Raw genomic sequence first — 13,607 nt, forward strand, 5'->3', positions numbered from 1 at the left:
TCACAATCTACCGTTATATGGCGTTCAATTCCGAAATTCCCCGTTGCAAATGGTCCGCGAGAAGGCCGCCTGCCGATGATAGGTGGCGCGCGCGGTGAAGGCGAATTTCCGCCGGCGGCAACGGCGGCATGCCGTCACAATCGGACAGCACGCGAAGGCTCGCCGGCAAGGTCCCTGCTTTCACCACCGTCACCGCGAGGCCTTGAGCCGCAATCGTCTCGACTGCTGCGAGCGTCCGGCTGACATAGGCGAGGCGCCAGGGCACGCCAGCCGTGTCGAGCGCCTCCGCAGCCCATTGCCGGAACAGACACCCTGGCGGGTAGAGTGCCACGGGCAGGGGATTATGCGCCGCGGCGCGATAGGATGAGGCAGCCGCCCAGACCGCCCGCTCACGCCTCAAAAGCTCGCCGTCGCCACATCCTTGCGGATGCATGGCGATGACAAGATCGTAGGCATCGCCGAGCCGCGCCGGCATCGTCGCGGTCAGTCCCGTCTCGATCTCAATCCGGACCAGTGGATGATGCTTGGCAAAGCTCGTCAGCAGGGGCGGAATGACGATGGTGCCGTAGTCGTCCATCACGCCGAGGCGGACCACGGCTTCGGCCTTGCGTGCGCGAAGCGCCCCGACCGCCTCCGCGTTGAGCGCGAGAATGCGCTGCGCATAGGCGCGCAACTCTTCGCCTGCCGCGGTCGGCAGGACGCCGGCCCTGGTGCGCTGGAACAATCTTGTGCCGAGCCGCTCCTCTAAGCGCCTGATTTGAACGCTCACCGCCGATTGGGTCCGGTTGAGGACGTGGGCCGCGCGGGTGAACGAACGATGCTCGGTGACCGCGAGAAATGCCTTCAGCAGATTGGGATCGAGATCTGGTGTGGTCATGATGTAACGTTATCCCAGCATGACGGAAAATCCATTCCCCGTTTCGGCGCGCCTCTTATGCTGCCTTCGAAGCATTGATGGGAGCAATCGTGACCGAGATCTCTGGCGTTCTGGCTGCCGTGCTGTCGAGCGGCCTCGGCGGCACTTCGATCGGCGCCACGCGCTATCTCGTGAGTATGCTCGATCCGCTCGCGATCGGCTCGTTCAGGTTCGGCATCGGCTTTCTCCTGCTGCTGCCGCTCACGCTGCTGCGCGGAGACCGCTGGCCGGGGCGAGGGGACCGGGTCGCCGCGATCGGGCTTGGTCTTTTGTTCTTCGCCCTGTTCCCGATCCTATTCAATGCATCGCTGATCTTTACCACCGCCGCGCGCGGCGCGCTCGGTTTGTCGACGCTGCCTCTGCTCTCGCTGGTGATGGGGGCTGCGCTCGGCGCCGAATCGCTCACTTGGCGCAAGTCGATCGGTGTCGTAATTGCGACGTTTGGCGTCGCCCTTGCGCTTCTCTTCGACTTGGCTTCGGCGCCGTCGGGCGCCTGGCGTGGCGATCTGTTGATGATCGCTGCGGCCGCGTGTATGGCACTTTACGGTATCTGGTCAAAGCCGCTGATCCGGCGTTCCAGCCCGATCGCCTTCACGACCATGAGCATGGCGGCAGGCGCGACGTGCCTCATCCTGCTCTCATATGTACGCAGCAGTTTTGTGCCGGTGACCGGCTTCGGCACACCGCAATGGCTCGCGGCGCTCTATCTCGGGGCCTTCGGAGCCGCGCTGACCTTTTATCTCTGGGCCTTCGCGCTCGAGCGGACCACGCCGACGCGTGTCGCGATCTCGGTGACGGTCAATCCGATCACGGCATCGCTGGTTGGCGCCTATTTGCTGCACGAACCGCTAAGCTGGAATCTGGCGGCCGGCATCGTCGCGGTGTTTGTCGGGATATGGATTGCGACGACGGACCAGCGTGCTCAGGCGGTGAGCGCATCCGTTTCAAACCAGGCCTGACATCAAGCCGGGATCGTGGTCTGATATTGCGTCAGGCCGTCGTCGAGCTTCAGCCAGGCAAGCTTTTCCGAGACCCAGATGTGCTCGGTGGGCGCGAAGGCGTTGCGATCATCGAACGTGGCCAGCGCGACGCCGGCGAGCGTACCGTTGCGGCGCCAGGCGAACAGCCGCGTGCCGCACCGCTTGCAGAACACGCGGTCGATGTTCTCGGAGGAGGCGAAGCGGGCGGTATCGCCCTCGACGCTGAGCGCGCGCTGGTCGAATTGCGCGCGGGCGAAGTAGGGCGAGCCCATTGCTTTCTGACAGATGCGGCAATGGCAGATGCGGACGTTGAGCGGTTCGCCCTCGGCCTTGAACCGCACCGCGCCGCAGAGGCATCCGCCTTCCCGGATCATGATGTCCTCAATAAGTTGCGCGACCGCCAGAGATATCGAAGACCGCGCCGGTGGAGAACGCGCAGTCCTCGGATGCGAGCCAGGCCACCATCGCGGCCAGCTCTTCCACCAGCACGAAGCGCCCCTTCGGGATTTTCGACAGCATGAAGTCGATATGCTGCTGCGTCATCTGGTCGAAGATCGCGGTCTTCGCCGCCGCCGGTGTCACCGCGTTGACAAGGATGTCGTGGGCGGCGAGCTCCTTGCCGAGCGATTTCGTCAGTGCGATCAGACCGGCCTTGGACGCCGAATAGTGCGAGGCGTTCGGATTGCCTTCCTTACCGGCGATGGAGGCGATGTTCACGATGCGCCCGTATTTCTGCTTGAGCATCACGGGCACGATCGCCTTGGAGACGATGAAAGGACCGTCCAGGTTGATGCGTAGCACCTTGCGCCATTCCTCGATGTCGGTCTCCCAGACCGGCTTGTTGACGCCGGCGATGCCGGCATTGTTGACGAGGATGTCGATCTTGCCGAAAGCGCCGAGCGTGGCATCGCATGCCTGCTCGACGGCTGCGGTGTCGGTGACATCGACCTTAAAGACGCGGACGCCGTCGCCGATCTCCTTCGCCGTCTTCTCGGCCAGCGCGGCATCGAAATCCCAAATGGCGACCTTGGCGCCGGAGACGACGAAGCGCTCGGTAATCGCGCGGCCAAAGCCCTGCGCGCCGCCGGTGACGACAGCGGCGCGGCCGTTGAGGTCGATCTTGTTCATGAGACGTGACCCCTGAACATCAGAGCATGTAGCCGCCGTCGACGACGAGGTCGACGCCGGTGGTGAAGGCGCTTTCGTCACTGCCGAGATAGACCGCCATCGCCGCGATCTCGTCGGCGGTGCCGAGGCGGCCCATCTTCTGGCGGGAGATGAACATCTCCTTGCCTTGCGGCCCCTGCGCGGCGGCGCGGTCGAGCATCGAGGGCGTCTCGACGGTGCCGGGACAGATGCTGTTGCAGCGGATGCCCTTGGTGATGAAATCGAGCGCGACCGCGCGCGTCAGCAGCGACACCGCCGCCTTCGACGCGCTGTAGACGTAACGGTTGGCCGGCGGCCGCAGCGCCGCGCAGGACGAGATGTTGACGATGCTGCCGCCGCCCCCTGCCAGCATCTCGGGCAGAAACGCCCTGATGGTCCGGTGCATCGACTTGACGTTGAGGTCGAACGAGAAGTCAAAATCCTCTTCCGAGCACTCCAAGATCGTGCCGTGGTGCACGAAGCCCGCAGCGTTGAGCAGGATGTCGATCTTGCCGACGCGCTTGGCGAAGGCGTTGACGTCGGCGGTGTTGCGGACGTCGAGTTTTGCGACTTCGGCGACGCCTTCCTTGGTGAGGCTCGCAATGCCGCTCTCGTTGATATCGGTGGCGATGACGGTCGCGCCCTCACGCGCGAATGCGACGGCGCAGGCACGCCCGATGCCTGCGGCTGCAGCGGTGACGAGGGCCCGCTTTCCCTTGAGGCGGTCTGCCATGTTCTTGTTCTCCTTCGTGTAGTTTCAATGCCAACCCACGTCATTGCGAGGAGCTCTTGCGACGAAGCAATCCAGGCCATCTCCGTGGAGATATCTCTGGATTGCTTCGCTTCGCTCGCAATGACGGTGTGGCTGCTAGTGGTTATCTCTTGCCACGCCAAAGGTGCCGGCGACGTTCTGATAGCGCGTGGCGAGCTCCATGCAGGCGCCGGTCGATTGTTGGCCGACCGTATTGCGATAGATCTCCTGCCACGGCGTCTGGTTCGGCGGATGCTTGAAGCCGCCGCTGGCCTTGAGCTCGGCATGGCGCTTCTTCAGTTCCTCCTCCGAGATCAGGATGTTGGCGCTGCCCTTGTTGAGGTCGATGCGCACCTTGTCGCCGGTTTTGAGGATGGCGAGCCCGCCATTGGCCGCCGCTTCCGGCGAGGCGTTCAGGATCGAGGGCGAACCCGAGGTGCCGGACTGGCGGCCGTCGCCGATGCAGGGCAGGGACAGGATGCCGCGTTTGATCAATGCTGCCGGGGGCTGCATGTTCACGACCTCGGCGCCGCCGGGGTAGCCGATCGGCCCGGTGCCGCGGATGAACAGCACGCAGCGCTCGTCGATGTCGAGCGAGGGATCGTCGATGCGCTCGTGATAATCCTCGGGCCCCTCGAACACGATGGCGCGGCCTTCGAAGGCGTTGAGGTCCTTGGGGTTGCTGAGATAGCGGTCGCGAAACTCCTTGGAGATCACGCTGGTCTTCATGATCGCGGAATCGAACAGATTGCCCTTTAGGACCAGGAAGCCGGCGTCCTTCACCAGCGGCTTGTCGTAAGTCCAGATCACGTCCTTGTCAGGCGCCGGTGCGTTCCTACAGTTCTCGCCGATGCCGCGGCCATTGACTGTCACTGCGTCCTCATGGATGCGCTTGTGCTTCATCAGCTCGCGCACCACAGCCGGAACGCCGCCGGCGCGGTGGAACTCCTCGCCGAGATAGAAGCCGGCCGGCTGCATGTTGACCAGCAGCGGCACGTCGTGGCCGAATTTCTGCCAGTCGTCGATCGAGAGCTCGACGCCGATGTGGCGGGCCAGCGCGTTGATGTGGATCGGCGCGTTGGTCGAGCCACCGATCGCCGAATTGATGACGATGCAGTTCTCGAACGCCTTGCGGGTCAGGATGTCCGAGGGTTTCAGATCCTCCCAGACCATCTCGACGATGCGCTTGCCCGTCTCATAGGCGATCTGGCCGCGCTCGCGGTAGGGGGCGGGAATCGCCGCGCAGCCCGGCAGCGAGAAGCCGAGCGCTTCGGCGAGCCCGTTCATGGTCGAGGCGGTGCCCATGGTGTTGCAATGGCCGACCGAGGGCGCCGAGGAGGCCACGATTTCCATGAACTCTTCATAGTCGATCTCGCCGGCGGCGAGCCGCTCGCGCGACTTCCAGACGATGGTGCCGGAGCCGGTGCGCTCGCCGGCATGCCAGCCGTTCAGCATCGGGCCGCCCGACAGCACGATCGCGGGCAGGTTGACGGTCGCCGCGGCCATCATGCAGGCCGGCGTCGTCTTGTCGCAGCCGGTGGTCAGCACCACGCCGTCGAGGGGATAGCCGTAGAGGATCTCGACCAGGCCGAGATAAGCGAGATTGCGGTCGAGCGCCGCGGTCGGACGTTTGCCGGTCTCCTGGATCGGATGGGTCGGGAATTCCATCGCAATGCCACCGGCCTCGCGGATGCCCTCGCGGACGCGATGGGCCAGCTCGATATGATGGCGGTTGCAGGGTGAAAGATCATTGCCGGTTTGCGCGATGCCGATGATCGGCTTACCGGATTGAAGTTCGGCGCGGGTGAGGCCGTAGTTCAAATAGCGCTCCATATAGAGCGCGGTCATGCCCGGATTGTGTGGGTTGTTGAACCATTCCTGCGAGCGAAGGTGGCGGCGAGCGCCGTTGCCGGCAGCGTGCCCATTGGTTGGCTTTTTTGTCATTGGTCTCTCCTGCAATGCAAACGCACTGGCGTCCGTCTCAATCTGTCGGCTGGTGCGATGCCCAGCGGCGCGAGCGATGGTCTGCCGGCCCGCTGGCGGGTCATTTCCTCACAAGTACGATACTAATCTTGGCTACTTGGTAACGCTACCATTTTGTTGGCGGCGCCGGCTCCGGAAGCGGCTGGTCGATTGTCCGAACGCCGCGACAACGAGCTTTGACGCTCGATCACCTTGAAGCCGAGGTCGAGCACCGGTTGCTCGGGCCGCCGTCCATCGATCGCGTCGATCAGCATGGTCGCGGCCGTTTTCCCCATCTCGTAGCGATTGGTGCGCACGCTGCTGAGGGTGGGGACGGCTGAGGCCATGAATTCGAGGTCGTTGAATCCGACGATCGCGATCTGCTCCGGGACGGCGATCTCCCGGCGCCGGCATTCAAACAGGACGCCGAGCGCGAGGTCGTCATTGGCACAGAACACCGCATCGATGCCGGGGTCCCGCGCGAGCAGGTCGGTGAACAGGGCGCCGCCGAGCGTCACCGATGTCGGCGTCGCCGTCGTCACGACGAGCCGCTGCTCGAACAGGGCGGCGTCCTTCATGGCCGAGACATATCCATCGAGCCGCCGCTGCACCCGCGGATCCATCCGCGCGCCGATGAAGCCGACCTTGCGGTGACCCTGCGCGAACAGGTGGGCAACTGCCGCGCGCGCAGCATCATGGTGCGAAAAGCCGATCATCATGTCGACCGGATTGGGGCCGATCTCCATGATCTGCACGATCGGGCAGTCGGCAGCCTCCAGCATCGCGCGCGATTCTGTGGTCTGGTCGATGCCCGTGACGATCAGCCCGGCCGGCTTCTGCGCCAGAAACAGGCGCAGCAGCTTCTCCTCCTGGAGGATGCTGTAGCGGGTGTTGGACAGCTGGATCGAGTAACGGCTGCCTTCGGAGGCGTCATAGATGCCGCGCAGCACGTCGGAGAACACGTTATTGGTGAGGGATGGGATCAATACACCGATCACCTCGGTGCGTTGCGAGGCCAGCGCGCGTGCAGCAAGGTTCGGCACATAGCCGAGCTCCTTGGCGGCGCTCTCGACCCGCGTCCGCTTGGCAACCGACAGTGCTTCCGGATTGCGGAAGAAGCGGGACGCCGTGATCGGGCTGACGCCGGCAAGCTCGGCGACTTCCGCCAGCCGGATTTTGCCTGACTTGGTGCGTTTTCGACCCATTGCTGCTCTTAACACAGTCACGGTCGCAAACAAAGGAACGTTGACAGCGCTACCAGCAACGACTAACCAAAGACAAATTGCCAAAACCGCACAAACTGCCGACAATGTTGCCCGCTATGATCGGGCCTGGTTCGGTAAAGTCTGAAAAAGCAAGACGGTCGCGGCGCGAAGGGCGTCGTCGACTTTCGAGGAGGGAGCTAGATGTCGTCTGTGCAAATCCGCGACGTGCGGAAATCGTTCGGCAATTTTGAAGTCCTGCACGGCGTGACCATTCCGATCGAAGACGGCCAGTTCGTCGTTCTGGTCGGCCCCTCCGGCTGCGGCAAGTCGACGCTTCTGCGCATGCTCGCCGGTCTCGAGAACATCACCTCCGGCACGATCTCGATCGGCGACCGCGTCGTCAACAATGTCCAGCCCAAGGAGCGGGACATTGCGATGGTGTTCCAGAACTACGCGCTCTATCCGCACATGACGGTGGCCGAGAACATGGGCTTCTCATTGAAGCTGCGGAATGCCAGCTCGGACGAGATCAACAAGCGCGTCAAGCGCGCCGCCGAGATCCTGGCGCTGTCGCCGCTGCTCGATCGCTATCCGCGCCAGCTCTCGGGCGGCCAGCGTCAGCGCGTCGCCATGGGCCGCGCCATCGTGCGCGATCCGCAGGTGTTCCTGTTCGACGAACCCTTGTCGAACCTGGACGCCAAGCTGCGCGTCGCCATGCGCACCGAGATCAAGGAGCTGCACCAGCGGCTGAAGACGACGACCGTCTACGTCACCCACGACCAGATCGAGGCCATGACCATGGCCGACAAGATCGTCGTCATGCATGACGGCATCGTCGAGCAGATGGGCACGCCGCTCGAGCTCTACGACAAGCCCGACAACCAATTCGTCGCCGGCTTCATCGGCTCGCCCGCCATGAACTTTCTCAAAGGTCATGTGCGCGTCAACGGCGTTGCTACCTTCGAGGGACCGAACGGTGTCAAGCTGCCGCTCAAGACTGCGCCGACGGCGTCCGACGGCCGTCCTGCCGTCTATGGCGTGCGGCCTGAGCATTTCACCATCGCCGATGACGGCGCCGAGGCGGAGATCATCGTGGTCGAGCCGACCGGCTCGGAGACGCAGGTGTTCGCCAAGGTCGGCGGCGAGCAGGTCGTCGCGGTCTTCCGCGAGCGCCACCAGTTCAACCCGGGCGACAAGGTGCGGCTGAAGCCCGACCCGTCGCTGGTGCATTTGTTCGACGAGGCCACAGGCAAGCGCCTGAACGCCTAGCGTAAGACGTAAGACAAGAAAAAGCATCACAGGGAGGACGATATGCAAGACTTTACCCGCCGGACTCTGCTTCAAGGCGGAACGGCTCTGGCTGCGACCGGCATGCTGACTGGGCCGGCACTGTTCGATTTCGCCAAGGCCTGGGCGCAGAGCGCGCCCTGGAAGGCGGAGCCCGGTGCCAAGCTGACCGTGATGCGGTGGAAGCGCTTCGTGCCGCAGGAGGACGATGCGTTCAACGCGATGGTTGCGGCGTTCAAGGCTGCGACCGGCACCGAGATGAACGTATTCAGCGAATCCTTCGAGGACGTGCAGCCGAAGGCATCGGTTGCGGCCAATACCGGCTCAGGGCTCGATCTCGCCTGGGGCTTGCACACGCTGCCGCAGCTGTTCCCCACCAAAGTGCTGAAGATGAACGACGTCGCCGACTATCTCGGCAAGAAGTATGGCGGCTGGACCGATGCGGCCGCCAAGACTTGCAAGCTCGGCGACGATTGGCTCGGCATTCCCGTGGCGACCAACGGCGGTTACATGACCTACCGCAAGTCGGCGATCGACAAGGCGGGCTTCAAGGAGTTTCCGACGGACTTCCCCGGCTTCCTCGAAATGTGCAAGGCGCTGAAGGCGAACAACACGCCGGCCGGCTTCGCCCTCGGGCATGCCTCGGGCGACGGCAATTCGTGGCTGCATTGGGTGCTGTGGGGGCACGGGGCCTACACCGTCGATCAGAACGACAAGATCATCATCAATTCGCCGGAGACGGCGAAGGCGCTGGAATATTGCAAGGCGCTGTACGAGAACTTCATCCCGGGCACCCCGTCCTGGAACGATTCCTCCAACAACAAGGCGTTCCTTGCCGGCGAGCTCTATTGCACGGCGAACGGCATCTCGATCTACGTGGCCGCCAAGACCGATGCGACCAAGAAAGAGCTTGCCGCCGATACCTATCATGCCCTCTGGCCGGTTGGTCCGGTCGGCAAGCCGACCGAGCTGCAGCTGGCGCTGCCGATCCTCGCCTTCAACTTCACCAAATATCCGAATGCGGCGAAGGCGTTCGTCGCCTTCATGCTGGAGAAGGAGAACTACGAGAAGTGGCTGGATGGCGCGCAAGGTTATCTGACCCAGACCTTGAACGCCTATGAGTCGGCACCGATCTGGACGGCGGATCCGAAGAACGCCGTGTTCTCGCAGGCCTCCAAGCGCACGCTGCCGGCGTCCGGCATCGGCACGGTCGGCGAGAAGGCGGCGACGGCGATCGCCGATTTCATCGTCGTCGACATGTTCGCCAATTACTGCACCGGCGCCAAGGATGCGAAGGGCGCGATGGCGGAAGCCGAGCGCCAGCTGAAGCGCATCTATCGCTGAGGGTCACGGAGCGGGCGGCCGTCCGGCCGCCCGCTCGTCAACATTTCGATCAGGGATATCGGGCATGGCTGATGTCGCAATTCCCCGGGCCAAGCCTCAGATGAGCGAGGCTAGCGCCTGGACCCAGCTCAAACACAATCGAAATTGGCTCGGCTTCTGGTTCATGGTGCCGGCCATGGCGTTCCTGATCTTCTTCCTGGCCTATCCGCTGGGGCTCGGCATCTGGCTGTCCTTCACGGACACGCGTATCGGAAGGGTCGGGCACTTCATCGGCACCGAGAACTACGAGTGGCTCTGGGACGATTCGATCTTCTGGCTCTCGGTGTTCAATACGCTGCTCTACACCTTTGTCGCCAGCGCTCTCAAATTCGCGGTCGGACTCTATCTGGCGCTGCTGCTCAACGAGCACATGCCCTTCAAGGCGATGCTGCGCGCGATGGTGCTCATCCCCTTCATCGTTCCGACCGTGCTCTCGGCACTCGCCTTTTGGTGGATCTTCGACTCGCAATTCTCGATCATCTCCTGGTCGCTGAAGCATCTCGGCCTGATCAGCCAGAACATCAATTTCCTGGGCGACACGACCTGGGCGCGTATTTGCGTGATCTTCGCCAATATCTGGCGCGGCGTGCCGTTCGTGGCGATCACGCTGCTCGCTGGCCTGCAGACCGTCTCGCCGTCGCTCTATGAAGCAGCAACGCTCGACGGTGCCACGCGTTGGCAGAATTTCCGGTACATCACCTATCCGCTGCTGACGCCGATCATCGCTGTCGTGATGACCTTCTCCGTGCTCTTCACCTTCACCGACTTCCAGCTGATCTGGGCGATGACTCGCGGCGGCCCGGTCAACGCCACCCACCTGATGGCAACCTTGTCCTATCAGCGCGCGATCATCGCCGGGCAACTGGGCGAGGGGGCCGCGATCTCAAGCGCCATGATTCCATTCCTGCTCGCTGCGATCATGGTTTCCTGGTTCGGCTTGCAGCGTCGCAAGTGGCAGCAAGGGGAAAGCAATGACTGATCTCCCCACCTCGCGGATCGATCTCAAGGCCGTGCTGCATGGCTCGGCGCCGACAGTCGCGAAGGATGATCACAGCGAAGGCATGAGCTATCTGCAGTCGGTGCCGCGCCGGCTGGTGACGCTCTATCTGCCGCTTGCGATCATCGTCGTCGTCCTCCTGTTCCCGTTCTACTGGATGGCGCTGACCTCGGTGAAGCCCGACGAGCAGCTGCTTGATCTTGACAAGTACAATCCGTTCTGGACCTGGAACCCGACGTTCAAGCACTTCCACAAGCTGCTGTTCGAGAGCTACTATCCGTACTGGCTCTGGAACACGATGTACGTGGCGATCTGCGCCACGGTGCTCTCGATCATCGCATCGGTGTTCGCGGCCTACGCGATCGTGCGGTTGCGCTACAAGGGTGCCAATCTCGTCGGGGGGCTGATCTTCCTCGCCTATCTCGTGCCGCCGTCGATCCTGTTCATTCCGCTCGCCACCGTCGTGTATCAGTACGGCCTTTTCGACTCGCCGCTGGCGCTGATCCTGACCTATCCGACGATACTGATCCCGTTCTCGACCTGGCTGTTGATGGGCTATTTCAAGACCATCCCATTCGAGCTCGAGGAATGCGCGCTGATCGACGGAGCGAGCCGCTGGCAGATCCTGATCAAGATCGTCGTGCCGCTCGCAATCCCCGGCCTGATCTCGGCCTTCATCTTCTGTTTCACGCTGTGCTGGAATGAGTTCATTTACGCCCTGACGTTCCTGCAGTCGACCAGCAACAAGACGGTGCCGGTCGCGATCGTCAACGAGTTCGTCGATGGTGACATCTACCGCTGGGGTTCGCTGATGGCGGGAGCATTGGCCGGCTCGCTGCCGCTCGTCATCCTTTACGCCTTCTTCGTGGAGCATTATGTGTCGGCGATGACCGGCGCCGTGAAGGAATGATCGCGGGGCTTGCCGAGGACGCGTTGGGAGCGGCGCGCTCCGGCCAATAAGAAGGAGTAGGCTCTTGCACATTCTGGTTCTGGGCGCCGCCGGTATGGTCGGCCGCAAACTCTGTGAACGGCTGCTGCGCGACGGCCGGCTCGGCAAGAGCGACATCACGAAATTGTCCATGCACGACGTGGTCGAGCCGAAGAAGCCGGAGCGGGCCGGCTTCCCCGTCGAGACCGTGTCCGGCGATTTCGCCGTGCCGGGCGCAGCCGAGAAGCTGATCGCCGGCCGTCCCGATGTGATCTTCCATCTTGCCGCGATCGTCTCCGGCGAAGCCGAGCTCGACTTCGAGAAGGGCTACCGCATCAATCTCGACGGCACGCGGATGCTGCTCGATGCCATCCGCCTCGTCGGCGGTGGCTACAAGCCGCGCGTGGTGTTCACGTCCTCGATCGCGGTGTTCGGCGCGCCGTTCCCCGATGCGATCGGCGACGAATTCTTCCACACGCCGCTGCTCAGCTACGGCACCCAGAAGGCGATCGGCGAACTCCTGCTCGCCGACTATTCGCGCCGCGGTTTCCTCGACGGCATCGGCATCCGCCTGCCGACCATCTGCATCCGCCCGGGCCTGCCGAACAAGGCGGCATCGGGCTTCTTCTCCAACATCCTGCGCGAGCCGCTCGCCGGCAAGGAAGCGATCCTCCCGGTGTCCGAGGACGTCCGTCACTGGCACGCGACGCCACGCTCCGCGGTCGGCTTCCTGCTCCACGCCGGCACCATGGATCTCGCCACGGTCGGCCCACGCCGCAATCTGACCATGCCGGGCCTGTCCGCGACAGTCGGCGAGCAGATCGCGGCCTTGAAGCGCGTTGCGGGCGAGAAGGTCGCCGCGCGCATCAAGCGCGAGCCCGATCCCTTCATCGTCGGCATCGTCGGCGGCTGGCCGCGCAATTTCGATGCGAAGCGCGCGCGCGAGCTCGGCTTCACCACCGCCGAGAAGAATTTCGACGACATCATCCGCATTCACATCGAAGACGAGCTCGGCGGCAATTTCGTCGCCTGATCGCGCACTGAGCGGGTCATATGATGGCGAGCGTTGCTTGCATCGGCGAATGCATGGTCGAGCTCCGGCAGGCCCAGGGCGGACATTCGACCGGATCGTCCGCGGCGCAAGGGCAGGGCGGCGGCCTGTACTCGCGCGGCTTCGGCGGCGACACCCTGAACACGGCGGTGTACTTGGCGCGGCTCGAGGTGAAGGTCGACTATCTCACCGCGCTCGGCGATGATGCCCTAAGCGATGAGATGGTCGCAGCCTGGACTACCGAGGGCGTCGGTACGCGGCGCGTCGTGCGGTTGCCGGGCAAGCTGCCCGGTCTCTACATGATCCAGCTGGATGCAAAGGGCGAGCGCCAGTTCTTCCACTGGCGCGATAGCGCGGCGGCGCGGCAGCTGATGAATTTGCCGGAGACCGACGAGCTGCTCAACTCGCTGATGAGCTACGACATCGTCTATCTCTCCGCGATCACGCTCTCGATCTACGACGCGCCCGGACGCGAGCGCCTGTTCGCGGCGATCAAGCGCGCGCGCCTGCTCGGCACCCGCTTCGTGTTCGACACCAATTTTCGCGCGCGCGGCTGGCCGGGCCGCGATGTCGCGCGCGAGGTGTTTGCCACGGCCTTCGCGGCCGCCGACATCGTGCTGACCTCGATCGAGGACCTGCTCGCGCTCTACCCTGGCGAAAGCCACGAGCAGCTGATCGCCCGCATCCCTGCTCCGGAGCTGGTATTCCGCCTCGCCGAGCCGGTGAGCCTCCTGCGCTTTCCCGGCGGCACCAACGAGGTCCGCGCCGAGCCCATGACCAAGCCGGTGGTGGACACCACGGCCGCCGGCGACAGCTTTGCCGCGGCCTATATCGCCGCCCGGCTCGCCGGCTCGGAGCCGGTCGAGGCCGCCCAGGCCGGGCATCGCCTCGCCAGCCTCGTGATCTGCTATCCTGGCGCCATCATTCCGGGCTATGCCATGCCGCCGAAGAAGCGGCACCGGCCGGCGGCCTCTCGCCAGGCGACCAAGTGAAGAAGCGAC

General features: G+C 63.7%; 13 protein-coding genes. 7 read left to right on the forward strand and 6 right to left on the reverse strand.

The annotated features are described in order from the left end of the window. Positions 1-13: 13 nt before the first annotated feature. Complete coding sequence (locus tag IVA78_RS33165; protein WP_247420192.1) at positions 14-877, reverse strand: LysR family transcriptional regulator; 864 nt, start codon at positions 875-877, stop codon at positions 14-16. Between the two features lie 89 nt (positions 878-966). Between IVA78_RS33165 and IVA78_RS33170 the strand changes: the two genes are divergently transcribed. After that, a complete protein-coding gene (locus tag IVA78_RS33170) occupies positions 967-1,875 on the forward strand; it encodes a DMT family transporter (RefSeq protein WP_247276909.1) in 909 nt (302 codons plus the stop codon). A gap of 2 nt (positions 1,876-1,877) precedes the next feature. On the opposite strand, the gene IVA78_RS33175 is transcribed toward IVA78_RS33170, so the two are convergent. The 5 genes from IVA78_RS33175 to IVA78_RS33195 form a co-directional block, all read right to left on the reverse strand. Then, entirely contained in the window at positions 1,878-2,270 is a 393-nt protein-coding gene (locus IVA78_RS33175; protein WP_247276910.1) for a GFA family protein, read from the reverse strand. 7 nt (positions 2,271-2,277) lie between these two features. After that, positions 2,278-3,024, reverse strand: coding sequence for an SDR family NAD(P)-dependent oxidoreductase (locus IVA78_RS33180; protein WP_247276911.1), 747 nt, complete (start codon positions 3,022-3,024; stop codon positions 2,278-2,280). A 19-nt stretch (positions 3,025-3,043) separates the two neighbouring features. Next, positions 3,044-3,775 (reverse strand): SDR family oxidoreductase, encoded by a 732-nt coding sequence (locus tag IVA78_RS33185; RefSeq protein ID WP_247469447.1) that lies wholly within the window; start codon positions 3,773-3,775, stop codon positions 3,044-3,046. A 135-nt stretch (positions 3,776-3,910) separates the two neighbouring features. Continuing rightward, on the reverse strand, positions 3,911-5,737 hold the full coding sequence (locus tag IVA78_RS33190) for an IlvD/Edd family dehydratase (protein ID WP_247276913.1): 1,827 nt from the start codon (positions 5,735-5,737) through the stop codon (positions 3,911-3,913). Positions 5,738-5,859: 122 nt separating this feature from the next. After that, positions 5,860-6,960: a LacI family DNA-binding transcriptional regulator gene (locus IVA78_RS33195; protein WP_247276914.1), complete on the reverse strand. Its 1,101-nt coding sequence runs from the start codon at positions 6,958-6,960 to the stop codon at positions 5,860-5,862. Between the two features lie 201 nt (positions 6,961-7,161). Here IVA78_RS33195 and ugpC point away from each other — a divergent pair, with 201 nt between their 5' ends. From ugpC to IVA78_RS33225, 6 genes are all read left to right on the forward strand, one after another. Next, positions 7,162-8,229 (forward strand): sn-glycerol-3-phosphate ABC transporter ATP-binding protein UgpC, encoded by a 1,068-nt coding sequence (gene ugpC / locus IVA78_RS33200; protein WP_247276915.1) that lies wholly within the window; start codon positions 7,162-7,164, stop codon positions 8,227-8,229. A gap of 42 nt (positions 8,230-8,271) precedes the next feature. Next, positions 8,272-9,591, forward strand: a complete 1,320-nt coding sequence (locus IVA78_RS33205) for an ABC transporter substrate-binding protein (protein ID WP_247276916.1) — start codon at positions 8,272-8,274, stop codon at positions 9,589-9,591. Positions 9,592-9,655: 64 nt separating this feature from the next. After that, positions 9,656-10,609 (forward strand): sugar ABC transporter permease, encoded by a 954-nt coding sequence (locus IVA78_RS33210; RefSeq protein WP_247276917.1) that lies wholly within the window; start codon positions 9,656-9,658, stop codon positions 10,607-10,609. Next, on the forward strand, positions 10,602-11,537 hold the full coding sequence (locus tag IVA78_RS33215) for a carbohydrate ABC transporter permease (RefSeq protein WP_247276918.1): 936 nt from the start codon (positions 10,602-10,604) through the stop codon (positions 11,535-11,537). Before IVA78_RS33210 ends, IVA78_RS33215 begins: the two co-directional genes overlap by 8 nt. Before the next feature lie 64 nt (positions 11,538-11,601). Then, positions 11,602-12,588, forward strand: coding sequence for a D-erythronate dehydrogenase (gene denD, locus IVA78_RS33220; protein WP_247469449.1), 987 nt, complete (start codon positions 11,602-11,604; stop codon positions 12,586-12,588). Positions 12,589-12,611: 23 nt separating this feature from the next. Beyond that, complete coding sequence (locus IVA78_RS33225; RefSeq protein WP_247276978.1) at positions 12,612-13,598, forward strand: sugar kinase; 987 nt, start codon at positions 12,612-12,614, stop codon at positions 13,596-13,598. Positions 13,599-13,607 lie beyond the last annotated feature (9 nt).

The organism is Bradyrhizobium sp. 137 (assembly GCF_023074095.1).
Taxonomy (GTDB): domain Bacteria; phylum Pseudomonadota; class Alphaproteobacteria; order Rhizobiales; family Xanthobacteraceae; genus Bradyrhizobium.